We start from the raw sequence: 25,349 nt of genomic DNA on the forward strand, positions 1-25,349 counted from the left end.
TTTGTCAGATTTTATGTAAATACAACTCCTAATTCCTGATAGAATTGTTCAAGTCTTTGGAAAACGATTCGCTCATCGTACTCAGCTTCAATACGTTGACGACCTGCTTTCGCGTAGGCTTGTCGCAATTTAGAATGAGACAGTAGTGTTCTTAAAGCGTCAGCTAACTTTTCAGTATCTTGAGGTCGCACAATTGCGCCGGTTTTTCCATGCACGACTGCTTCCCGACAGCCTCGAATATCTGTGGCGACAACTGGTAAACTCATCGACATGGCTTCCAGGATAGAGCGCGGTAATCCTTCATGAGTGAAAGTAGGTAGCGTGAAGATGTCTAAAAGACCTAAAAGCTCTGGTATATCTTGGCGCTGTCCTGTCAGGGTAACGTGTTTTTCAATCCCCAAAGTGTGAATTCTTTCCAAAAGTTCCGTTTGAAACGGTTCAGGATCAGTGCTAAGTTGACCACCAATCACTAGAATGTGCAAATTAGGAAAGTCAGGAAGTAGCTTGGCTGCAGCTTCAATCAGGTATCCACTTCCTTTTTTACGGGTTAAACGTCCAATAGTACCAATGATTAAATTAGCAGTTTCAGGAATACCTAAAGATTTGCGTAGTTCAATTTGATGAGCTGGAATCAGGCGATCGCGATTGAAGCGATCAATATCTATACCGTTACCCAAGTATCGCACTTTTTCTGGTGGACAAAGATTCAATTTTTGAGCAGTAGCAACATCTTCATGATTCTGGCTCAAGATAAGATTGGTGATGAAAGCAGTGAGTTTCTCAACAGTAAAGTAGAAACGATATTGAGTCGGAGATGATAAATCGTGGAACGGAAAACCGTGAGAAGTGTAAACAATACGTTTGACACCAGCAAGTTTGGCTGCAATGCGTCCTAAAACAGCAGCAATTGGAGTATGGACATGAACAAGATCATATTGATTGTGTTGGATAATTTTTGTTAGTTCATAGACACTTTGACAATTAGATAATAAAGAAATACTCCTGTCAATTTTAACTGGATGTACTTGAAATCCATTTTGTTCTAGTTCTTGAAATTCTGGTCCAGGAGAACAAGCTATTCCTACTGTGACTTTGCGCGATAAGAAGTACTTCAGTTGAGGCTGTAAAAGGATTTTGGCAGTAGGTGCAATTGCACAAATATGCAAAATTTTCATTTTATTTTACCTATTTGCTAAATGAAATTATGAAGATTTTTTGTGAATTTGTTTCTTGGCAATTCTTGACTGAAACTAGTGCAATAAGGCAGAGGGTAGAAGGAATTTTGCTTGTACAGTAAGCTTTTTAACTTTTTTCACTGGATAATTATTTCCACCACGCTGTACTAGTACTTCACTAAGGGAATTTTGAGAGGTAGATAAAAAACCGCAAAGGCGCAAAGAGCACGTTAGCGCAGCGTGCGCCCTTGGCGCATAGAAAGAGGAAAAGAAGATGAATTTGAGAGTTGATCAATCAAGCATTGTTGGTGTGGTAAAGTACTAGTTATGTTTGTCTAACCACGCTTGGAACATAAGTACGTCCCAAAGATGGTATTGCCAGTTGCGATCGCAACTCAGATGTTCTTTCCATTTCTGTTGAATAGGTTTAGGATTGAACAATCCCTGTTGACGTAAGCGACTTTCATCGAGTAATTCCTCTGCCCACTCACGTAAGGGACCACGCAACCAGCTATCAATCGGGATGCCAAAGCCCATTTTGGGACGCTCAATCAACTCTTTTGGTACATATTTATATAAGATTTGACGCAATAGCCATTTACCTTGACCATGACGAATTTTCATCGATAAAGGTAAGCGCCAAGCAAATTCCAAGATGCGATGATCTAACAGTGGTATGCGGCTTTCTAAACTCACACCCATACTGGCGCGGTCAACTTTGACCAGGATATCGTCCGGTAAATAAGTCACCGTATCCAGGTACATCATGCGTTGAGTATAATCTGGTAACTGTGCCCAAGATTGGCGAGCACTGACAACTGTTGCAGGCTCACAACTACCGATGACTATAGCTTCAGGTTCTTTCCAATGGGAAACAAGACCAGCGTACATTGCTTCCGGATCGGAAACTGCCAAAACTCCAGCTAGTTTGTGTAAATGGTCCCCAGCAGTGGAGTATTTGAGTTTACCTGGTAATACGCTACCAAAGTTTGTAAAAACACGGTCCCAAGTTTGGGGCGACAAGCTAGTTAAGGCATTTGCAGCAATCTGGCGCAGGCTTTTGGGCATCCAGCCTATTTTTTGCCAGATACTACGACCCCAAAAATAGCGGTTGTATCCTGCAAATAGCTCATCGCCACCATCGCCTGAAAGACTGACTGTGACATCTTTTCTAGCTAATTGAGAAACCAAAAATGTTGGAATTTGGGAAGGGTCGGAAAAAGGTTCATCGTACAGAACTGGTAGTTTAGGAATAACAGCAAGCGTGTCTTCTGGGGTGAGATAAAGTTCTGTGTGGTTTGTACCTAGATACTCTGCAACTGCTTTGGCATGCTCTGCTTCATTGTATGCCTTTTCATAAAAACCAATAGTAAAGGTTTTCACGCTTTGACTACTTTGAGCCTGCATTAAAGCTACTACAGTTGAGGAGTCAATTCCTCCTGAAAGGAAAGCACCTAAAGGGACATCAGCAACCATGCGTAGTCCTACAGCTTCCAGTAATAGCGTCTCCATTTCTGCGATTGCTTCTAGTTCCGACCCCAGGAAGGGTTTAGCAATGCCTAATTCTGCAGCTTTCTTAACAGACCAATAGGGGATTGGTTTGGGATGAGCATCTGCACCGTTCAAAGTGAGGACACATCCAGCTGGTAATTTATAGATGTCTTGGTAGATGGAATAGGGTGTAGGAACGCAGCTATAGCGCAGAAATAATGCTAAAGCATCACGATTGATTTCAGGATGAAAACCGGGATAAGCTCTGAGGGCTTTTAATTCGGAGCCAAACACAAAAGTGTTATTACACCAGCCATAATAGAGAGGTTTTTCACCCAGGCGATCGCGTCCCAAATGCAAAACCCGCTCTTGACTATTCCATAGAGCGAAGGCAAACATACCATTGAAGCGCTCTATAGCCCCATGTATTCCCCACTGACTAAAGCTAGCCAGCATGACTTCGGTATCAGAATGACCCCGGAAGCGGTGACCGAATCGTTCTAGCTCGCGTCTTAACTCTAAAAAGTTATAAATCTCTCCATTAAACACAATCACATAGCGGCCATCTACAGACACCATCGGTTGGTGTCCTTCTGAGGATATGTCAATAATCGCAAGTCGTCGATGTCCCAGGGCAATACCGTTTTCAGTGTCTATCCAGATGTCGCCGTTATCTGGTCCACGATGATAAAGAGCGTGGCTCATATCTTGCACCACAGACTTCATCTCTATAGTGGACATTTGTCTGACAGTATTAAAAAAACCAGTTATTCCACACATATATGACTGTACTCATCTTTCATACAAATTTTCTTCCTTTTTTTAGTTCAATCAGCAAGAGCGTGATTAGTACGTTGGGCGCGGAAATAAAGTTATTATTTACTTACAGTCTGAAAAGCTTGTGATGTCAGCTTTTTAAATTTTGTAACCTCTATGGCGTTCCGCCACGTGCTCGTCCCGGATACGCATAAGGGACACTATCGGGGACGCGACGCTTTCGCGTTTGCGCAGCGCCCCCTTTGGGGCTAGCGTGTCCGCAGGACATATTTTGAATTTTAAATTCTGCAAGAGCGGTACTCGTTTTTGATGATTGTTTGCTCAAATTCGCTATTGCTAACAAATAAAACCAAAAAATTGGGTGTCTCAACACATAGTGAAAGCAACTAAATCCTGCTAATGAAATAACCGCAGCAAACAGAACAACAAATCCTTTATGCCATGCAGTCCAAGCTACCCATCCTAATAGGGCAATATAGGCAATTAGCCCAATTATTCCAGAACTTGCTCCCCAATCTATAAAAGTATTATGAGCCTCAAAATCTAAGAATGGACCATTTTCACCTGAATGAGAACCAGGTCCCAGACCAAATAAGGGTGAATGAGATAGTGCAGCTATTCCATTTGTCCATAATGTCACACGCTCGCTTCCCTGACCGCCTTTATCGTAAACATCTGCTGAAGCTAAATAAAGGGTATCATAACCGATTTTCAATACTATGACTGCTAGTAATAGTATAATTAATCCAATAATTAATTTATAAACTAGTCTAAGATAAGTTGTTAAATTTTTAATGACAAAAATATTTGTCGTGACTTGAACAGTGACGAAAAGTGTGATGATTGTAAATCCGATTGCCCACGCTAGCATTAAGGCATCTGAACCCGTGGACAGACCAATAATAACACACATAATACTCAGAGTAGCATAAAATATCTTTTTGAAAAAACTGCTACTTTTATTAAATAAATACAATGCTAGAAAAGGAATCATACATAATAATAGAGCTAACTGGTTTGGATTTTTAGCCCAACCTGCAAATCTAATACCACCATACCAGGACTCTAAAAATGGGGTCAGAGAAGGAAAACAAAATATTATAAATAAACAAACCATAGAGAATGAAAGACTGTAAAGAATGATTTTCTGTATATTTTTTGAAAAATTTTCTGAAATTGTACAGCTACTGGAAAACAGAAATGCCAATATAAAAGCAGAATAATCATATTGAAAATCAGAAGCTTTGACTCCCATCAATTCAGCTATCAAAAGACCAAATGTCATTGAAGTAAAAGCAATTAACCAAAAACATAGAGTGACTTGTAAAATATGTGTTCTCGAGAAAGAGCCAAGAACTAATAGTCTGATAATGACAAATATTATCCAGAGAAAAAGTATCATTTCTCCAGGTCCTAGGGGAAGGCTCGAAAGCCTTAACTGGGTGGCAGTTGTCAGGACTATTCCCATTGCAAGCCAGATACTCTCAAAACTTTTCATGGCGATAGCATTCCTACATTGCTTAACGACGAGTTAGTTGATAATCTGTGACACATTTCCTTTGTATAATTCTTGTTGAATATTGTTAGTTATTCATTCCTTGATTGATTAGTCATCTGGTAAGAATTTATCGTAATGAGCAAATCAAGACACGCCTGTAATACTTTGCTAAAGACCACAAGGAAAGAATACGCCATTCCAAAAATGTAGTAGATCCAGATTTGCAAAGTCGGCGATAAATTTCCTTTTCAGCTGCTTTTCCGTTCAAAAGATTTTTGGTTTGTCCTCCCTCTCCGAAAGGATGCTTAAAGTAATAAGAACCAGTGAAGTTGAGAACTTTTGCCTGACTACCACTCAATATAATTTCTATCCACAAAAAATAATCTTGAGAGTATCGTAACGAAGGACTGAAGCGTTGATTAATAGCCCGTTTCATCATAACAGAAGAAGTACAAAAAACATTAGAAAATAAAATTTTATTTCTGTCTATCTTCTGAGATTTTATATTTGATGGTATTCGCTCATGGTTGAATTGAGTTTTTTCTTTTTGAATAACAACACGATGTCCTGATAAAACAATCTCAGGATTTTTGAGCATCCAAGAATACTGAATGGCAATCTTTTCTGGGTGCCAAGCATCATCAGAATCAAGAAAGGCAATGTAGTCATGGGATGCCATATCCCAAGCAGTATTACGAGCAACAGCAGGACCAGAATTTTCTTTGAGTGCAACAACCTTGAGCCAATCTTTGCCATAATCACGCTGTAGCTGTAGCAAGACTTCTAAAGTGTCATCTCCACTGCCATCATCAACAAGTATGACTTCAGTTGGTCGAAGAGTTTGCTTGGCAACAGAGTCAACTGCTCTAGCAATTGTTTTAGAGCAACGGTAGCATGGAATAATCGTACTAACAGAAGCAATCATATTTTGAACCTTTTACTAAAAATAAGAAACTTGAAAAGTTATACATCTTGAGTTCTTTGTTCGCTTTCAGAGCTAAAGCTTTTCGACCAATTATTAAGGTAAATTTTCTCCAAAGATAGAACGCTATTTTGAATATTAAATGGGCTTTGAGCAATAGCCATTAAAGCTTCTGCAGGAGTTATTCCTAGTTCCGCTTTCTTGATTGTCAAAAGTGCCTGGGCCCAAGCGTAGGCTGGTTGTGACAGAGACAGTCGCTGCACCAGAGGTTTTACGACATCTGCCTCGTTTGGAACAGTATCTGAAACAACGCAAGGTAATCCAGCAGCCTGTGCTTCTAGCCGCACATTTCCTAGTCCTTCGTAGAGGGATGGAAAGAGGAATACATCCATCGCACCTTTCATCAGTCGGGGTATATCAGACCGGACGCCTGCAAAGATGATCCTATCCGCCAAGCCCATTTGAGCGGCTTTATGCTCAATTTCTGGGCGTAATGGACCATCACCCACCAGCAAGAGGCGCATTTTCGGTTCTCTCTGGGCAACCTCTGCAGCAATGTCTAGGATAAATGTATGGTTTTTGACTTTGACAAATCTACCAACGTGACCAATCACAAAGGCATCAGCAGGGATGCCAAATTCAGCACGTACCGCAGGTGAATCAATAAAATTCTGGAACGGAGTCTTGTCAATGCCATAGTAAATAACTTGCGAACGTGGATCTGTTTGGCTGACCGAACCGAACAAGTTTGCTACCGCCTTGCGGCTCATTCCCAGACCAACTGTCGCATGACGGTTAATTAACCATTTCATTAAAGTGTGATAAACACGCCGATATAATCCCGCTTTGGCTTCAATTGAAGAAATATCTGTATGGATATGGGCAATGCGAATAGGTACACCAGCTTGCTGTGCTAACCGCAGGACATAACCACTGAAGAGATAGACATGACTGTGAACAATGTCATAAGGACCATACTCACGTAAGATTCGCTTGAAGTTAGAGGCATAAGCCCACGGTTGAGATGGATGAAGGCAGGGGATAATTTGACTGTTGAGGGCGCGAATCTCTTCATCGTAAGCGCATGGCTGCGTTGTGTGGACTAAAAAGTCTATTTGGAAGCGATCGCGGTCTGTTCGGCGCAAGATATCCATTAACCATGTTTCAATACCACCTCGATTCATCCCTGCAACAACATGGAGGATACGTATTGAACGCTCAGCAGCGAATGTGGAGTTCTCGTTTGCTTTCAGTGTATTTCTGGTGCTTGTGTCATGCATAAATCATTATTTGTTACGAGATTTTTATCGAACCTTTATTTCTTATTATTTGACTCTGTTCTCCTCCGCTTCGGACTTACAGTCTGAAGCTGGAACTGATTTTTGAGTCGATTGAAACACTATTTCATATAAGCATGAGTGGTTTACAAAGTAATGGTGCAAGATATCAGTTAAGGTTGAGACAATGGCTCTGATTTTCTTCCCGTATTCTTCTTTATCCTGTAAAGTGCATGAATATTCACTCCTAAACTCAGAACTGCTTGCATACTTGCTGCAATGAGTTGCGCGAACGCTGCTCCTCGCAGTCCATAAATTGGGAGCAACCACAGACAAGTTATAGCTAATGTACTGGTAACAACAATAAACAAAGGAATTTGGATGCGGAAGTACCTAGCTGATGACATTCCATAACCTAGGAAAGAAGATATATAGCTCATTGCTGCTGCTACCATTAGCCAAACCAACAAATCTTTATGTTGGGCATACTCAGGTTGGTACAGAAGAGTTAAAATCTGCTGACCTGCGACGAAAACCACGAGGATGATTGTTCCACCCAAGAGAGCACCAATTCCTATCAGTTTGAGAAGGAGTGTACGAAAAGCGATTCCATTTCCACTCGCATAGTATTTGGCTAGCCTTGGCGTGGCTGACTGTCCTAGCGCATTGATCACCATGCTTCCTACCATCATAAGGTAAGCGATCGCAGCGAATATACCAAGTTCCCGCTCGCCCAAATATTCTTCAATAAAGTAACGAGGGATGTTTGTATTGAGCGAAATAAGCATCATCACGATACCCAGTGGTAAAGCAAGCCAGACCAATTTTGCCAGCGTTTTTAAATCCCACCGAGGTTGCACGACATCTGTTGTCTGTTGCGTTGTTGGTTCTTCATTGTTTGGCGTTTCTTGAGACTGGTTTAGCATTGTTGTTCCAGTACGAATGTCGTAACCGAACAAAACCAAAGCCCAAGCGACAGCTAATCCAAGCACACCCCATGCAACACTACCTGATATATAAACGCTAATCCCAAGTACTAGCAAGGATAAAGGACCTTTAATCATCATCGACATGGCAATACGATCCATGCGTTCGTGCTTCTGGAGTAGCCCATAAAACACGTCACTAATTGACTCGAATGCCTTAGCCAAACTGACTAGCAGAATAATGAGTGATGTTTCCCAACGATATCCTGCTGTCAAGGTAATGACGACAATCACCAAAAGCGCTAACAGTGTTGAAATAATTCTCAGACTTAGGTAGTCACCGAAAAGATATTGATGTTTAACGTCTGTCGCCTGAATGTATCGCAGTTGGAGATTTGTCAACATGAATACGGGTGCAGTCACTGCAAGCCCTAATGTGAACTGCCCTACTATTTCTGGACTACCGAGTTTTGCAAGTACGACTAGCATCCCCCATTGACAACCAGCATAAACAAGATTGCCGACAAAAGTCCAAGAAAAGTTATGGTGCAGTGTGAGTGGCTTATTTTGTCCCATCTGTTCTAAAGTTATGTCCGTGTAACGGTCTGACAAGCTTTTTCAAGAAAGTTATTATCTTAATCCGATTTCGTAGTTCAATACCGAAATCAACAACTATTCGATATCCATCCACACACGCTATCCATTTATCCTCACCAATTTGATGAGGATCAATATTGTGCATTCCGGTTTTATTCCAACCAGAGCCGCTTGCTTTAAGAATTGGATTTTCTCTAACTTCTTTTTCTTCGTAAGTTGTTGTTGTTAACTCAGTTATTTCAAAAGCTCGAACTTTATTACCATAGAAATGCTCATCATCTTGGGTATATCTAAAAATTCTGTCGTTATAAACTATAACTCTACCTCCTGGTCTTGCTATATTTAAATTTTTTTCTATCACAGGACTTTTAGGATGTTCAGTCCAAGCTTCCATAAAGTGAGTTGCATAGTAGAGACGCAGAATATCGCTTTTTGGTGATGTGGTAAACATCCACCACATACCTTTGTCATGAAACACAGAAGAGTCTACATAGTCCGCATCATCTAGTAAAGTTTTTACAAATGTCCATTTGGTTGGAAAATCAACTGCTTTGTACAAGCGAACAGAATTTGCTTTATAGCTTTCGGGAATCATGTAATAGTCATTCTGATGCTTGAAAACATAGGGATAAGACAAGTGAAAAGGCTCATCAAGTACAATTTGTTGGTACTTCCACTTGAAACCATCATTGCTAATAGCCAGTCCTATATCTCCTTGTTGATCAAGACCGTTCAGCACTTCAAAGAACATATACCAAGTGCCATTTTCGCGTACCATAAATGGGTCAGCAACAAAGTCTGCTGGCACATCCGTTACATCCTTAGCAGTCAACACTGGATTGTTAATATTTTTTGGCGAACCAAACTTAACTAGAGATTCACCAACATAAATTCCAATAGCCCAATCACTTCTTCTTCTTACAAATTTTCTGGCTAAATTTTTGACTACCTGAAAATATTTCCACTTTTTTAAAGACATTTTATCATCTAATTGTAAAGTTATGTCAAAGTTTTTAAATGTGTTTGTCATTTGATTGTATCAGAATGTCAGAGTGTGTTCATGAATGATAAATAGAGCAACCTGGTCAATAATTCTTTGTTGTTCTGATTACGCTTCTTTTAGTTGTGCGGTGATCCCATTACTATTTGGCTTTGGCATGACAACTTTATGTTTTGAATCATTAGCTAGTACATTATTGTGAAAGGATTCTGGTTTGTATCCTGTCACTAATTGCCCTAGCAAAGACTTGATGGAACTAATATCATTATCGGCTGCTGCTTTGCACACACTTTCCACAATAGCAACCAAATTTTCGGGAATAATCTTGCTGGCATTTTTCACAACAACTAATTTTTCGTGTTGTGTTGGTTCGTACTCCTCTCCAGGAATGAACAATTCCTCAAATAATTTTTCTCCAGGTCGCAACCCTGTAAACACAATGTCAATGTCTTTGTTGACTTGATATCCTGAAAGACGAATGAGTTCTTTTGCTAAATCAACAATTTTGACTGGCTTGCCCATATTCAGCATTAACACTTCTCCACCACGACTAAGTACTGCAGCTTGCAAAACAAGCTGTACTGCTTCTGGAATGGTCATGAAATAACGACAGATTTCAGGATGAGTAACTGTTATTGGACCACCCACAGCAATTTGTTTTTTAAAGGTGGGAACAACACTACCGCGACTGCCTAAAACATTACCAAAACGTACTGCAACATAAGGATAACCACTTTGTTTTGCTGCTTGGAGTACTAACATTTCGGCGATTCTCTTGCTAGCCCCCATGACATTGGTAGGATTCACAGCTTTATCTGTGGAAATCATTACGAAATGTTTAATTTTGTATTGTAGCGCCAGTTCTAGTAAATTTTTTGTCCCAAGCACATTGTTGGTGATTGCTTCCGGTGGATTTAATTCCATGAGAGGGACATGTTTATGAGCCGCAGCGTGGAAAATGATATCAGGTTGGAATTGCTCAAAAATATGTTTGAGGCGTTCCTGAAAGCGAATATCAGCAATGAAGGCAAAAAGACGTGGGGTTTGTTTTTCTACTTTGGCATTCTTTTTGAGTGCTTGGGCAGCTTGGTCTAGTTCTTGTTGAATATTGAAGACAGAATTTTCTCCATGTCCCACAAATATTATTTCAGCAGGGCAACATTTGAAAATTTGACGACAAAGTTCGCTACCAATTGATCCACCTGCGCCTGTGATCAGTACTTTTTTACCTCCGAGGAAATGGGAAACTCGTTCAATATCCGTCTGTACAGGTTCGCGTCTGAGCAAATCTTCAATCCTGACATCCCGAATGCTGTCTACTCGCACACGACCATTTAGGATTTCATGTATTCCAGGTAAAGTACATGTTTGAATTCCAGTTGTGTTGCAAAGATCTACGATTTCCCGAATGACTTGTCCTGCAACCGAAGGCATGGCAATGATAGCTTTTTGGATCTCTAGAGATTTCACCATCTCAGGAATTTTGTGGCGATCGCCTACTACAGGAATCCCACGAATACGCGCGTGTAATTTTTTGGGATTGTCGTCAATGAAAGCAACAGGATAAAAACCCATTTGAGGATTACTCTGCATTTCTTCCACTAAGGAAACTCCTGCACTTCCTGCACCGATTATAAGCACGCGTTCCCTCAAATGTGATGGTACATTTTTGTCGCTAATTCTTTCCACAACCCTAACACTAAAGCGCAGTGCCAAAATGAAAATAAACGAAAGTATTCCATCAATCAAGGGCAGCAATTGAGGTACTTTATTGATTCCCCAGTGTCCATAACTCAGGAGATTAAATAATAGGGTTTGGATGACTATCGCAACCACCATGAGCTGAACTATGTATAGCAGTTCCTCAATGCTGGCATAGCGCCAGTAACGCCTGTAAAAACCAAGACTCCAAAATATGCAAAGTTTGACACTTAAAAACAGTATTGTAACCAGTCCTAGCTCCAATGAATAGTAAGCAATATCAAGATTACCATCTAAAAGCAAAAGCAGAGCTAATAAGGGTGTTATGGAAAAGACAATGATATCAAAAATGAACAAATGGCGGTTTCTCAGTTGTAACAGTGTACTTAATAAACCGTTCTTCGATTTTGGTTCGAGACTGAAAGAATTCATGAATAACCTTTGGTAGTCATTATTGAAGAAAGTGTCGTTCCAGAATGGAAGTCTGAAAAGGGATGACTCTAGCTTGAAAGTTTGTGAATTTAACAGAGGTTGGTAAGGGATCTACACAGCTATTTTTTTCATTTTTTGCATTATTCTCTGATGAAACTATGTCAAGCAAGGTATATCTTTGCAGTTTTTTCTACATTGCACTAGAAAAACTTTCTTTTTTTAGAAACTTTGATACATTAAATCAGCAATCAGTGATTCAGTTATCAGTCCTGACGGCGTATGGTGGCGGACTCCAACCCAAAGATCAATACATCACTATGTACTGATGAGTTTTCACTGAAAAGTGCTGATCAACTCATCACTAAAAACAGCTCGTTTCTAGCAATTTTTCTAAAATCCTTACTTGATAAGGGTTATAAAATGTGTTTCTTGAAACAAGACAAAATCTAGCCGGAAAAGTCAGATATTTATAGGGTTAACTGCTCACATCAATGGTGTAAATCTTTGAAAATTCCAGATTTACAAAAGTCTCAAAATACTAGTACAAGGAGTCAGAATCATCCGCAAAGCCACGCCTACTCCGGAGAACCGGCAGAATTTAGGAGAAAGAAATGCTTATCCCACCTGGATTTTGACTTCTTTCTAACTGTATAGTTATTTCTGTCGTGGTGTACTAGTTAGGATAGAAATGGTAGATATAGCTCTAACGCCTGTCACAAAAGCGATTTCTACTAGTTTGCTGTGTGCGCGCTACACTTGAAATTTCCTCTTAATTAAAGGAAAAAGAGTAAGATAGATATTAGGAAGTTTTTAGCTGTGATACTTTGCAACAAAACAACCTTTGTGTATTTCAGTAGTCATGTAATTCTGACTCTGCATTATTCTTTTGAAGCATTTAAAATTCTGAGAAAAGAGAGTCGTTTACTTGTTTGCTACTGGTAACCCTGATATAAAACTGCTGTCGTTAGTCACACACACATAATTCTTAAGTTACAACAATTTCCAGTATTGTCAACGACACTTTAACGAAACATTAAATTCAAAAACCATGTGTTTTAGGTAGAGATTGACTAAAATTTATCCTAATTCAGTATTTTATAAGTGAATTCACTGCTTTTTTTCACTAAACTTTAGTGTAAAAAGTATATAAAGAAAAGATCTAAAATAGCTGCTATTGTGGGTGTTGTAAAATACATTTTACAGAGACAAATAATTTTGTGTACAGGTACAGTTTTTATCCTCTGAGCGAACCCCATCTTATATCTTCCACGAGAGTCAAAAACTGGGTTTCTTGAGAATGACGACACAAGCCTTACCTTAATTTTCGCCTCAGTTACCCAGTTTTTTAAGTTTTGTTGAGAATAGCGAAAGACGTCAGCCATCCTTCCCCAAGTCTTTCTTCTTTGACACTCCCAAATTGCGGCGTACAAAGTGCGAATGAAGAGCGATAAGTTATAGATATTATGAAGAACCCCCTCATTTTTCATGTTGGGGTTCGTACTTCAGGAAACCTAGAAAGGAGAAGCTGAGCTTGCAAGTCAAAGCAGCAGTAGCTTACAATCCCAGTAAGCCGTTAAGTATTGAAACAGTTCAATTAGAAGGACCACATGCAGGGGAAGTGATGGTCGAAATCAAGGCCAGCGGAGTTTGCCACACCGATGCTTACACTCTTTCTGGTACCGATCCCGAAGGTTTATTTCCTGCAATTTTGGGACATGAAGGCGCTGGTGTTGTTGTGGAAGTTGGGGAAGGCGTTACAAGTGTAAAACCAGGAGATCATGTTATTCCCTTGTATACTCCAGAATGCCGTCAATGTGAATATTGTCTAAGTTTCAAAACCAATCTATGTCAGGCAATTCGCGCTACTCAAGGGCGGGGTGTCATGCCTGATGGAACGAGTCGGTTTTCTATTGATCGGCAGATGATTCATCACTACATGGGGACATCCACCTTTTCCAACTATACAGTACTACCGGAAATCGCCGTCGCAAAAATTCGGGAAGATGCACCGTTTGATAAAGTTTGTTACATTGGGTGTGGTGTAACAACAGGAATTGGTGCAGTCATCAATACGGCAAAAGTGGAACCGGGAGCGAATGTGGTGGTTTTCGGTTTGGGCGGTATTGGCTTGAATGTCATCCAAGGGGCGCGGATGGTGGGAGCTAATATGATTGTGGGGGTAGATATTAATCCGAACAAGAAAGCTTTGGCAGAAAAATTTGGCATGACTCACTTCGTCAACCCCAAAGAAGTAGAAGGAGATTTGGTTGCTTATTTGGTTGACTTAACCAAAGGCGGTGCAGATTACAGTTTTGAATGCATTGGCAATGTGAATATCATGCGTCAAGCATTAGAATGCTGTCACAAAGGTTGGGGAGTCAGTGTGATTATTGGCGTTGCTGGTGCTGGCGAGGAAATTCGCACCCGTCCTTTTCAACTTGTGACAGGGCGCGTTTGGAAAGGAACAGCATTTGGTGGGGCTAGAGGACGCACTGATGTGCCGAAAATTGTTGACTGGTACATGCAAGGGAAGATAAATATTGATGATTTGATTACCCATGTCATGCCAATTGAGCAGATAAATGATGCTTTTGATTTGATGCACAAGGGTGAATCAATTCGGAGTGTGGTGACATTTGATTAGTTGAAAAACAGCACATAATCGGATTTCAATACCATTTCACGCTTAGAGGATGTTTTAAAAGTTTTGGGCGAATATAATTCGCTACTACACAGGCAAAGTCCGCCTGCGCGGACTAACACAAAATCAAATATTTTAAACCCACGGAGGTGGGTTTCGTCTGTGTAGCCGCGATTTCTAATCGCCGGGTTGGTATTAATTTAGACTTTACAAACAACCTCTTAGACTTGATACAAATGATTGGTGTTTAACTTCTTCGTCGTAAGTCCCGCGCTATAACGGTACTCCGTTTAGCGTCGGGATATAAGACGGGCTGTAATACTAAGTGAATTGTTAACAGAGGTAGGTAGTAAAGATGAGTGCAGAACAAGAGTTATTAACCAAGTGGCGTTCCCTTCCACAAGACAAACAAGAGGAAGTTTTAGATTTTGTTGAATTTCTTAGCTTGAAAACCTCTGCAAATAAAACTCCCTTGGGAGAACGTTTACGCCAAATTCGCTCTAAAATTGTTGCTTCTGGTGAACCTTTATTAAGTCGAGATGAAATAGAAAAAGAAATTGCTAGTCGTCGTGGAGGATTAAAGGAAACTGACACATGAAGAGAACTTTTATTGATTCTGGAGTGCTAATAACTGCGGCGCGTGGTGTGGGAGAAGATTCAGAGAAAGCTTTGGAACTTTTAGCAGATTTAAGCCGCGAATTTGCTTCGAGCGAATTTATCAAAATGGAGGTAATACCTAAAGCAATTTACAATCGAAAAACGGCAGAAGCTGAATTTTACGAATCATTCTTTGGTGCTGTTACTTACTGGGCTAACGATATAGAAAAAGTAAGTAGATGGACATAAATAAATGAAACATACCAGTAGGGTGGGCATTGCCTAAAACAGTTCCTCTGCAAAGGTTACAAGCTTTTAATATGCAATGCCCACCATGAGTTTAATTTTGTCCACCCACTTAATACAAGATGCTTATCACATTGCTTGTCAGTATGGTTTAGCAGCTATGGACGCGCTTCATATAACTGCGGCGTTGTCAGTTGGTGCAGAGGAATTCGTGACAACTGAGAAAAAAACAAAGCCTATGTTTAGAGTATCTAGTATTAAAATAATTTCTATTTTTGATTAATGTTTTATTGTCGATATTCTAGAGCGATGTCTACTAATAATTGCGGTTGTCCCCAAATAATACGCTCTTGCTTGTAGACAGCGATTCCCGGTTTAGCTCCCTTGGGTTTGTAAACATATTTTGGTTGAGTATAAACAACAGGCACTTGGTCACTCTGACGACCACGACTGTAGTATGCTGTTAAGTTAGCAACATATTGTAAATCAGCTTCTTCTGGAACAGCACCCGGTTCCAGACGCAATAACACATGGCTACCTGGAATCTCTTGAGCATGAAACCATAAATCATAATCGTTTGCTACCCGAAAAGTTAATTGATCATTCTGACGGTTATTACGACCAATTAAAACTTCAAAACCACTGGGAGTGCGGTCATGATAAAAGTTAGTGCTAGCAGCATCACTTGGACTGCGACGACGGTATTCTGAGTCTTCTAAATACCCTTGCCCAATAAGTTCCTCACGGATTTCTTCAAGAGCTTGTAAATCATCTGCTGTGTTGTAATTCTCTATCTGAGAAATCGCTGCTTCCACTTGTTCCAAATACTCAATTTCAGAATTGACTTCAGTCAACAAAGGTTCTACAGCAATACGCGCGCGTTTGAGTTTTTGATGTTGTTTGTAGAGATTTTGAGCATTTTGTACAGCATTTTTATCCGGCTGTAAAGCGATTTTCACTGGTTCACTCGTTTCAAAATCAGGGATAATGATTTCTGTCATTCCCACTTGCCATTCATGTAGATACGCCATCAACAAATCAGCTTTTTGTCGATATTCATCTGCTTTTTCTGATTGCTGCAAGCGTTGCTCAAAAGTAGCAGCTTTCACTCGTAATTTTTCCAACAAATTATTCAGTTTCTGACTTAATTGATGCCGCAGTTGTGAAAATATTTGTTGATTAAATTGGTCAGTGTAGTAACGATTGAGTAATTCTTGGATATCTTTTGCGCTTTTATCAATACCCCAACCAAGTACAGTGTAACCTTGTTGTGTCCAACCAGGTTCAAACTTCTCACTTTGCAGCTTTTGTAGCCATTCTTGCCAATGCTGAAACAACCTTTGCCAATCATCAACTTTTAGGGTGTCTGTCGAACTTTCTGGATCAATATCAGATACCAGCAACATTGACTGTATCAATGAAGGAGAGACACCGCGATGAGTTTTGAGCAACTGACGCTTAATAGCTCCTGGTACTAAGCTAACCCGTTCTTGCCACCGTTCTTGAGATTCATTCAAACTAGGTACTGCAGCGGTGAGACTGGGTGGTGTTTCATAAGGTTGTCCTGTCAGAATTGGACGGACACTAGATTGTTGTTGTTTAACTTGATGGGCAACAGTGATAATGCTGTTATTAGCATCAGTCAGAATAACATTGCTGTACTTACCCATGATTTCGACGTATAAGTGATATAATGCGCTTTCACCTGGACGACGGGCAAATTGCAAATCAACAGCACGTTCCCAAGGAGCTATAGTACCAAGCGCTACCAACGCCAAACCACCCAACTGGTGCAGTAATTGTTGGCTAAAAGTGAAGGTATCTGGTATTCTTGGTGGTGGTTCACCGATGTGAAGGCGGGCTGCTTGCGGATGCCAAGAAATTTCCAGCCAACCCCGCTGTTTGAGGGTGCGGAGTGCGATGACAATCGTGTAGCTGTTGCGTTGATAAACTTGCTCTACACGAGCAGGTAGCCAGTGAGCGCGGATGTCGCTACAAACAGCGGTAAGAGTTGTAAAGTCAAATGTTTGCACAACGATTAGTCATGTGATTAGATGGCGTATTAATGGAATATATCGGAAGAAATCGCTGCAAAACGGATATTTTGTTCAAGAGCGGGAAAAGTCGATTAGACATAACTGAACCCATCATTGCGGTGAATCGTTTTAACATCAGTCATGTTAGAAAAAGTGACCCTAAAACCGTTAATGACGATTTCGCAGCCTTTCTCGGTGGGAGTTTTGACTCTCCCTGCATAAATCCCAGACGCTACGTTTTTCCTGTCTTTGGTTATTGTGACTTTGACAAAATCTCCTGTGGTGCTATGTTTAAAAGTTTGTTTTGGCGCTGTGCAAGGAAATCCATATTTATTGATACGACAGAATCTTCTACATCCATGCCCAGTTGCTTTCACCTCCAACACCTTAGAAGTAACTAACTGCAACTTATCAACGCTGCCAACACAAGCAGCGTCAATCCAATGTGTTTTAGGTAATTGCAACCTAGTACGATTAAACTTCGTTCTTCCGCCAGAGCCAGTCGAGACTGGCAAACCGGATGCTTTTAGTGTGTGGAACAATGCCCAACGGGTTGTATTAACAGCAGCCGCATCTTTTAAGGATCGCTTTGCTTGAGCCAAAATCCGCTTTAGGACTTCTGGCTTCTTTGCTAGAAACTTTTCAATATCCTGTGTTCCTTTTTTCTCGTTGCACTTTTGGCAAGCTAAACATAAATTGCTGATTCTGTTAGTACCTCCCTTGGCTTTTGGTTTAATGTGCTCAACTTGTAATGGGATATTTTCAGCACCGCAGTAAGCGCATTTTCTCTCCCACTTGTTCAGCAGATATTCCCTCACTTCGTAGCCTTGGAGTTCACCTTGCTGGTACTCAACGTCGGAGATTTCCGGATTCTCTAATTGTTGTAAATCAAAGCGCACTAATTCTTGAACGATTGCGGTTATAGGAGCAAACCTACACAATCTCTTCACCCAAGTCTCAACAGTCTGAACACGGTGCCACAATGAGGGAGCGTTGAGCCTACCATTAGGACGTTTACGGTTAATAAATCTGGCTTGACGATAACGAGTGTGCCGAGCGCGTCTCCCCCTACGAACACCTTTGCGGGTTTCCAAACTATCTTTAATCGCCGCACTTCTGTGGTGCAACTCCATTCCCCATATAACTTCATCTCGGTTATTTACTAATGCAATCCCTGTCGTTTTTGAACCAGGATCTATTTTCAAAGTAATGGGATAAGTTACTATGTTTTCAACTACCCGATTCATTATTAAAGTAAATGGGTAATAACGAAAAACCGCAGCTTTGTTGGATTCTAGAAGCTTTTTGGCATGTGCTGGATGAATTGGATTTATCGGCGTTTTGTTGGAATCAATTAGAAAAACGAAGTTTGACATAATTTGAGTTTGGTCGGTTTGACCATTCCTTATTTCTAAGTAATGTTTGCTTCAACCTTGTTATCTCAAGCTTTTTAAGCCAAGAGCACTTCGATTGCTCGATGTTTAACTGGTGGCGACAGAGCAAAAGACTAGCGAATCTTAGGGTGTCGTGACTTGGATAACGTTTACCCTGTTATGGGTGGTTTGGTTCACATTTGTCGCGAATTACTCCGATTTCAAATGCTCTCGCTGTTATTTGGGTACTGATTGTCAGTATAGCAATCCTAAATCATTCGTACACAATAAGAAACCCGACTTCTTTAAGAAGTCGGGTTTCTCGTTGTTTCTCGTTCCCAGCCTCAGGCTGGGAATGCATAACTGTGGGCTGCTGCCTCAATATAATCATTGGGAAAGAGCTTCTAGCCCCACCCCTCCCCTTGCTAAGGGGCTACGGTGTACACACAAGTCATTGAATTACCCGCTCATCCGGTGCAAAACCTCACCCTGCCCTGTCGGGCATCCCTCTCCTTACTAAGGAGAGGGAAAGATTTTAGCGCAGCTAAAAGCGAGGGTGAGGTTTTGAGCGCTTCGGTGTGTACACCGTAGTTGCTAAGGGGAACTCGGGATCCCCTCTGGGGATTAGGGGCAGGGAGGTTTTGGCGTCAGACAAAACCGGGGTGGGGTGATATGCATGAATGCAACACGCGCTCATTCGTCAACGCACAGCACAACTACTAGCAGGTGTTGGTGAGGAGCGTTGTGGACCAGTTTTGGTAGGATCATAAGCAACTAGCATGACCTCACCTTTCTCATTAAATATCCATCCTTGTGCTGGTACTATCTCTTTGGTAGTTGGACTAGTAGATGGCTGACTCTTAGTTGCACTTGTTGAACTCACCGTACTGGTGACAGGTTTCACTAAATCAACCCGCACATTGTCACTACTGATGACTTCCTTTGGATCTGTTGGAACTCCCCCACGTCCTACGATGGTGAAACTGCTACCAAAACCTTTGATACAGGGATTTTGAGCAATCTGCTGTGCGGGATCGATGACAGTTTCTGATAATTCAAATAACCCTTGACTGGGGTCAACATCAGGTGTATTTAGTTGCACCGTACCACTAAACTGTGGACCAAGGGCAGAACTTGCAGTGATATCACTAAATTCTGTTTCTTGCGCTCGATACTCAATACCAAAGATGCCTTTGGCATTGATGGTTATCGAACCGCCAAAGCTTTCTTCTGACTTGGCGGTGATGTCGCTATTTTCCCTTGGAAAGGCGACGAGATTGTTAGTATTAATGGTGATATTGCCACCAGTCGCTAAGCCAGTGGCATTTGTAGTTATCTTGCTACCACGACGTAATAGCAGAAAATCACGAGCGCCCAGGTTGATATTTCCTTGCCCCGCTACAGTGTCAGCTTTGATAATTGAACCATTGTCCAGACGGATAGAGCGAGCAGCAACTTCTATATTGCCAGCAGCACCGTTACCAGTACTGCTAGCAGTGATTTGAGCGCCATCTTTGAGGGATACTGTTCGAGCGTTGATGTTGATATTGCCTCCTTTGCCCACTCCTGTTGGTTCCACAATACTGAAGATGCCAGTGTTACTGCCTGCAAGCTCAACTGCACTGGACGTTCGCACCGACACATTGCCTGCATTTCCTTGTCCACCAGTGCTGGCGGACAGTCTGCCACTATCGGTTAAGGACAAGGAACCAGAGGAAATAGCAATATTCCCCCCATTGCCCGTTGCTCCCGTTCCCACAAAGCTGAAAATCCCACTGCGAAATCCGCCACCAACTCCAGCAATCGTTACTGGTCCTGTGACATCAACTGTAACATTACCTGCATCTCCCCTTCCGGCTGGCTGATTGCCAGATGCTTCACGAACTATGGTTACCAGTTGAGCGCCATCTTTGAGGGAAAGTGAAGCCGCTTTAATGTCGATATTGCCACCTTTGCCCACTCCTTCTGCTCCCACATCGCTGAAGATGCCAGCATTGACAAGCTCAACCGAATCAGAGGCTCGCACCGACACACTGCCCGCATTCCCTTGTCCCAAGGTGCTGGCACTCAGTTGAGCGCGATCGCTTAAAGAGAAGTCCCCAGAGGAAATATTTATGTTTCCCCCATTACCAGTCGCCCCCGTGTCCACATAGCTGAAAATCCCACTGCGAACTCCGCCACCAACTCCAGCAATCGTTACTGGTCCAGTGACAGAAACACTGACATTACCTGCATCCCCCCTTCCAGCTGGCTGGGTGGAAGATGCTCGACTAACTAGGGTTCGCAGTTGAGCACCATCTTTAAGTGATAGTGTTGCTGCCTTGATGTCGATATTGCCACCTTTACCGACACCTCCTGCTTCCACAGTGCTAAAGATGCGAGTGTTACTGCCTGTAAGAGAAACTGAATCAGATGCACGCACCGACACATTGCCTGCATTTCCTTGTCCAGAGGTACTGGCGGACAGTCTGCCACCATCGCTTAAAGACAAAGAACCAGAGGAAATATTTATGTTTCCCCCATTGCCAGTCGCCCCCGTTCCTACCGAGCTAAAAATCGCACTGGAAAATCCGTCCTTGACTCCAGCAATTGTCACAAAACCAGTGACAGAAACACTGACATTACCTGCATTCCCTTGTCCAGAGGTACTGGCGGACAGTCTGCCACCATCGCTTAAAGACAAAGAGCCAGAGGAAATAGTAATATTCCCCCCATTACCCGTCGCCCCCGTTCCTAGCGAGCTAAAAATCGCACTGGGAAGTCCATCCCTCACCCCAGCAATTGTCACATTCCCTGTGACATCAACTGTGACATTACCTGCATCTCCCCTTCCGTCTGGCTGGGTGTCAGACGCTGGACGAACTACGGTTAGCAGTTGAGCACCATTTTTGAGAGATAGTGTTGCTGCCTTGATGTCGATATTGCCACCTTTGCCCACACCTCCTGCTCCCACATCGCTGAAGATGCTAGCATTGACAAGCTCAATTGCACCGGATGCTCGCACCGACACATTACCTGCATTCCCTTGTCCAAAGGTTCTGGCTTGCAGTTCAGCACGATCGCTTAAAGAGAAGGAACCAGAGGAAATAGTAATATTCCCCGCATTGCCAGTCGCCCCTGTTCCCACCGAGCTGAAAATCGTACTGGGAAATTCGTCTTTGACTCCAGCAATCGTTACTGGTCCTGTGACATCAACAGTGACATTGCCTGCATCTCCCCTTCCAGCTAGCTGATTGTCAGATGCTCGACGAACTGCGGTTACCAGTTGAGCGCCATCTTTAAGGGAAAGTGAAGCCGCTTTAATGTCGATATTGCCACCTTTGCCCACACCTCCTGCTCCCACATCGCTGAAGATGCTAGCATTGACAAGCTCAATTGCACCGGATGCTCGCACCGACACATTACCTGCATTCCCTTGTCCAAAGGTTCTGGCTTGCAGTTCAGCACGATCGCTTAAAGAGAAGGAACCAGAGGAAATAGTAATATTCCCCGCATTGCCAGTCGCCCCGGTGTTAACTCGGCTGAAAATCGCACTGACTAATCCATCCTTCACCCCAGCAATTGTTACTGGTCCTGTGACATCAACAGTAACATTTCCTGCATCCCCTCTTCCTGCTGGCTGGGTGGAAGATTTTTCACGAACTAGGGTTAGCAGTTGAGCACTATCTTTGAGGGAAAGTGAAGCCGCTTTAATGTCGATATTGCCACCATTGCCCACACCTCCTGCTTCCACAGTGCTCAAGATGCCAGCATCGACAAGCTTAACTCCACCCGACGCTCGCACCGACACATTACCTGCATTCCCTTGTCCCAAGGTGCTGGCTTCCAGTCCAGCACCATCGCTTAAAGAGAAAGAACCAGAGGAAATACTAATGTTCCCCCCATTGCCCCTCGCCCCCGTGTTAACTCGGCTGAAAATCGCACTGGGAAGTTCGTCTTTGACCCCAGCAATCGTTACTGGTCCTGTGACATCAACAGTAACATTGCCTGCATCTCCCCTTCCAGCGGGCTGGTTGTTAGATGCTCCAAGAACTGAGGTTATCAGTTGAGCGCCATCTTTAAGGGAAAGTGAAGCTGCTTTAATGTCGATATTGCCACCATTGCCCACACCGGATGGTTCCACTGTGCTGAAGATAGCACTACTACTGCCTGCAAGCTCAACTGCACCCGACGCTCGCACCGACACACTACCTGCATTTCCTTGTCCAGATGTGCTGGCATACAGTCTGCCGCCATCGCTTAAAGAGAAAGAACCAGAGGAAATATTTATGTTTCCCCCATTGCCTATCACTCCCGTTTCTACATCGCTGAAAATCGCACTGCGAAGTCCATCCCTCACCCCAGCAATCGTCACTGGTCCTGTGACATCAACACTGACATTGCCTGCATCTCCCCTTCCGGCTAGCTGGGTGTCAGATGCTTCACGAACTGTGGTTAGCAGTTGAGCACCATCTTTAAGGGAAAGTGAAGCCGCTTTAATGTCGATATTGCCACCTTTGCCCACACCTCCTGCTCCCACTGTGCTGAAAATGTCTCCGTTGACAACCTCAACAGAACCAGACGCTCGCACCGACACACTACCTGCATTCCCTTGTCCAAAGGTGCTGGCAATCAGTTGAGCACCATCGCTTAAAGAGAAGGAACCAGAGGAAATACTAATATTTCCCCCATTGCCCCTCGCCCCCGTTTCCACATCGCTAAAAATCGCACTGGGAAGTCCATCCCTCACCCCAGCAATCGTCACTGGTCCTGTGACATCAACACTGACATTGCCTGCATCTCCCCTTCCGGCTGGCTGGTTGTTAGATGCTCCAAGAACTGAGGTTTGCAGTTGAGCGCCATCTTTGAGGGAAAGTGAAGCAGCGTTAATGTCGATATTGCCTCCTTTGCCCACACCTCCTGCTTGCACAGTGCTGAGGATGCCAGTGTTACTGCCTGTAAGAGAAACTGAATCGGAGGCTCGCACCGACACACTGCCCGCATTCCCTTGTCCAAATGTGCTGGCTTGCAGCACAGCGCGATCGCTTAAAGAAAAAGAGCCAGAGGAAATACTAATATTTCCGCCATTCCCCGTCGCCCCCGTGCCCACAAAGCTGCGAATCCTACTGGACAATCCGTCCTTGACCCCAGCAATCGTCACTGGTCCAGTGACATTAATCGTGACATTGCCTGCATTCCCTTGTCCAGAGGTGCTGGCACTCACTTCAGCGCCATCGGTTAAGGATAGGGAGCCAGTTGTAATATTAATCTTGCCACCATCGCCGGTTGATCCTGGTTGTACATCGTTGAACACACCAGCACCGACTCCACTCTGCCCAACACCAGAGAAGTTGAAATTCTTTGCATTGAGGGTAATATCGCCTGCATTTCCCTCTCCTTCAGTTCCAGCTGTCAACCGTCCACCATTCGTTGCAGTAAAGTTATTTGCATTAACTACAATATCTCCTCCTCCATTCCCCCGCACAGCCACTCGTGCATCATTCGCCAGAGTGATATTCGAGAGCAAACTATCACCACCGAAATTAAGTTTAAAAGTATTATAAGTAACATCTAGTCCAACAGTTCCCGCCCCAGCCAATCCTCCTAACTCCACTCGTCCACCTGGTACTGTGATTCTCCCGTTATCTGAGTTGATGTCACCACCAACTAGTACTAAGGAGTTTCCAGAAGGAACAGTAAGACCAATAGGATTGCCCCTACTATCAACAATAGTCGGCTGATTAGACTGATTGGTGATACTTCCCGGATTGTTGCGAAATCCTAACCCAATCGGAATATTTATAGTTAACAATGGCGGTGCTTGCGGATTGGTAGCGCTAAATTCAAACCCATTCTTAAATATCAGACTATTTGCTGTACTTCCCAAAAAAGAACCACCCAAATCCAACCGGGCATTTCGTCCAAATATAATTCCATTGGGGTTGATAAAGAACAAGTTAGCTTTGCCCAACACACCCAAGACACCCTGAATATTCGAGGGATTACCTCCAGTCACTCTGGTGAGTATGTTTGCAATCCCAGCCGGATTAGAAAAATAAGCTCCTCTACCTGCATTTATATTAAATTCCTGAAAACTATGAAATAGGTTCGCCCCACGAGTTGCGCCCCCATCAATCCTGTCGCTAGGAATATCCTTAATCTCAACATTGGGAGTGACGACAGAACTTTCTGCACCGAGACTGTTATCCGGAGTAATTTGTGCTGTTGCGACGGTGAAATAAGTAAAGCTTCCTAGAGTTGCCAGAGGTAAGGTGAGGAAAAAGAACGGGTGATGCACCTGCTTCATACTCAGTAGCCTACAAGTTTAAAATTATGAAGTTGAGGAAAATACTGCAATTAGACAAGTAAAATTGTCTATAGAGTACTAATAACAGGTTTGTAGGCTCTAGTGCTTGTTTGTAAGATTTTTTGACAAAACTTTGTAGTTTTTATAGATTCAACTGTGTACCTCTTTCATATCATGTTCGGCTAATTAGTTATGATTGCCACGTTGACTCCACCCCACACGCCAGATGCCACAACGGGGGGAACCCCCCTCCGGGTTCGCCAGATGCCTGCGGAGGGAGACCCTCCTGCAGCACTGGTCTCACCGCAAGGCGCTGGCTCCCCTTTATCCCCTCCCCTTGGCAAGGGGAGGGGAGCCTAAGCGTAGCTTTGGCG

At 42.7% G+C, this 25,349-nt stretch carries 14 protein-coding genes and 1 pseudogene; 4 read left to right on the forward strand and 11 right to left on the reverse strand.

Annotation, left to right across the window (positions count from 1 at the left end):
* Nucleotides 1–11 precede the first annotated feature (11 nt).
* The 8 genes from DP117_RS18360 to DP117_RS18395 form a co-directional block, all read right to left on the reverse strand.
* Nucleotides 12–1,175, reverse strand: coding sequence for a glycosyltransferase family 4 protein (locus tag DP117_RS18360; RefSeq protein ID WP_169219722.1), 1,164 nt, complete (start codon nucleotides 1,173–1,175; stop codon nucleotides 12–14).
* 321 nt (nucleotides 1,176–1,496) lie between these two features.
* The gene (asnB, locus tag DP117_RS18365) at nucleotides 1,497–3,446 is read right to left on the reverse strand and encodes an asparagine synthase (glutamine-hydrolyzing) (protein ID WP_169219723.1); all 1,950 of its coding nucleotides are present in this window, start codon (nucleotides 3,444–3,446) and stop codon (nucleotides 1,497–1,499) included.
* 151 nt (nucleotides 3,447–3,597) lie between these two features.
* On the reverse strand, nucleotides 3,598–4,941 hold the full coding sequence (locus DP117_RS18370; protein WP_169219724.1) for an O-antigen ligase family protein: 1,344 nt from the start codon (nucleotides 4,939–4,941) through the stop codon (nucleotides 3,598–3,600).
* A 127-nt stretch (nucleotides 4,942–5,068) separates the two neighbouring features.
* The gene (locus tag DP117_RS18375) at nucleotides 5,069–5,866 is read right to left on the reverse strand and encodes a glycosyltransferase family 2 protein (protein WP_169219725.1); all 798 of its coding nucleotides are present in this window, start codon (nucleotides 5,864–5,866) and stop codon (nucleotides 5,069–5,071) included.
* Nucleotides 5,867–5,904: 38 nt separating this feature from the next.
* Nucleotides 5,905–7,143 (reverse strand): glycosyltransferase family 1 protein, encoded by a 1,239-nt coding sequence (locus DP117_RS18380; RefSeq protein WP_169219726.1) that lies wholly within the window; start codon nucleotides 7,141–7,143, stop codon nucleotides 5,905–5,907.
* A gap of 170 nt (nucleotides 7,144–7,313) precedes the next feature.
* Nucleotides 7,314–8,642: an oligosaccharide flippase family protein gene (locus DP117_RS18385; protein ID WP_169219727.1), complete on the reverse strand. Its 1,329-nt coding sequence runs from the start codon at nucleotides 8,640–8,642 to the stop codon at nucleotides 7,314–7,316.
* Nucleotides 8,629–9,693: a hypothetical protein gene (locus DP117_RS18390; protein ID WP_211176184.1), complete on the reverse strand. Its 1,065-nt coding sequence runs from the start codon at nucleotides 9,691–9,693 to the stop codon at nucleotides 8,629–8,631. The genes DP117_RS18385 and DP117_RS18390 overlap by 14 nt, the downstream gene beginning before the upstream one ends.
* A 78-nt stretch (nucleotides 9,694–9,771) precedes the next feature.
* On the reverse strand, nucleotides 9,772–11,796 hold the full coding sequence (locus tag DP117_RS18395; protein ID WP_169219728.1) for a nucleoside-diphosphate sugar epimerase/dehydratase: 2,025 nt from the start codon (nucleotides 11,794–11,796) through the stop codon (nucleotides 9,772–9,774).
* 1,531 nt (nucleotides 11,797–13,327) lie between these two features.
* Between DP117_RS18395 and DP117_RS18400 the strand changes: the two genes are divergently transcribed.
* The 4 genes and pseudogenes from DP117_RS18400 to DP117_RS36315 form a co-directional block, all read left to right on the forward strand.
* Nucleotides 13,328–14,440 (forward strand): S-(hydroxymethyl)glutathione dehydrogenase/class III alcohol dehydrogenase, encoded by a 1,113-nt coding sequence (locus DP117_RS18400; RefSeq protein WP_169219729.1) that lies wholly within the window; start codon nucleotides 13,328–13,330, stop codon nucleotides 14,438–14,440.
* Between the two features lie 352 nt (nucleotides 14,441–14,792).
* Nucleotides 14,793–15,035: a DUF2281 domain-containing protein gene (locus DP117_RS18405; protein WP_169219730.1), complete on the forward strand. Its 243-nt coding sequence runs from the start codon at nucleotides 14,793–14,795 to the stop codon at nucleotides 15,033–15,035.
* Nucleotides 15,032–15,283, forward strand: coding sequence for a hypothetical protein (locus DP117_RS18410; protein ID WP_248277708.1), 252 nt, complete (start codon nucleotides 15,032–15,034; stop codon nucleotides 15,281–15,283). Before DP117_RS18405 ends, DP117_RS18410 begins: the two co-directional genes overlap by 4 nt.
* Nucleotides 15,284–15,392: 109 nt before the next feature.
* A pseudogene (locus tag DP117_RS36315) lies at nucleotides 15,393–15,563 on the forward strand (nuclease); the annotation flags it as partial.
* Nucleotides 15,564–15,567: 4 nt separating this feature from the next.
* Here the strand turns inward: DP117_RS36315 and DP117_RS18420 are convergent.
* From DP117_RS18420 to DP117_RS18430, 3 genes are all read right to left on the reverse strand, one after another.
* Nucleotides 15,568–17,313, reverse strand: coding sequence for an NFACT family protein (locus tag DP117_RS18420; RefSeq protein WP_169219731.1), 1,746 nt, complete (start codon nucleotides 17,311–17,313; stop codon nucleotides 15,568–15,570).
* 95 nt (nucleotides 17,314–17,408) lie between these two features.
* On the reverse strand, nucleotides 17,409–18,692 hold the full coding sequence (gene iscB, locus DP117_RS18425; protein WP_169219732.1) for an RNA-guided endonuclease IscB: 1,284 nt from the start codon (nucleotides 18,690–18,692) through the stop codon (nucleotides 17,409–17,411).
* Nucleotides 18,693–19,389: 697 nt separating this feature from the next.
* Nucleotides 19,390–24,975, reverse strand: a complete 5,586-nt coding sequence (locus DP117_RS18430; protein WP_169219733.1) for a filamentous hemagglutinin N-terminal domain-containing protein — start codon at nucleotides 24,973–24,975, stop codon at nucleotides 19,390–19,392.
* Between the last annotated feature and the right edge of the window lie 374 nt (nucleotides 24,976–25,349).

The organism is Brasilonema sp. UFV-L1, from assembly GCF_012912105.1.
Classification (GTDB): domain Bacteria; phylum Cyanobacteriota; class Cyanobacteriia; order Cyanobacteriales; family Nostocaceae; genus Brasilonema.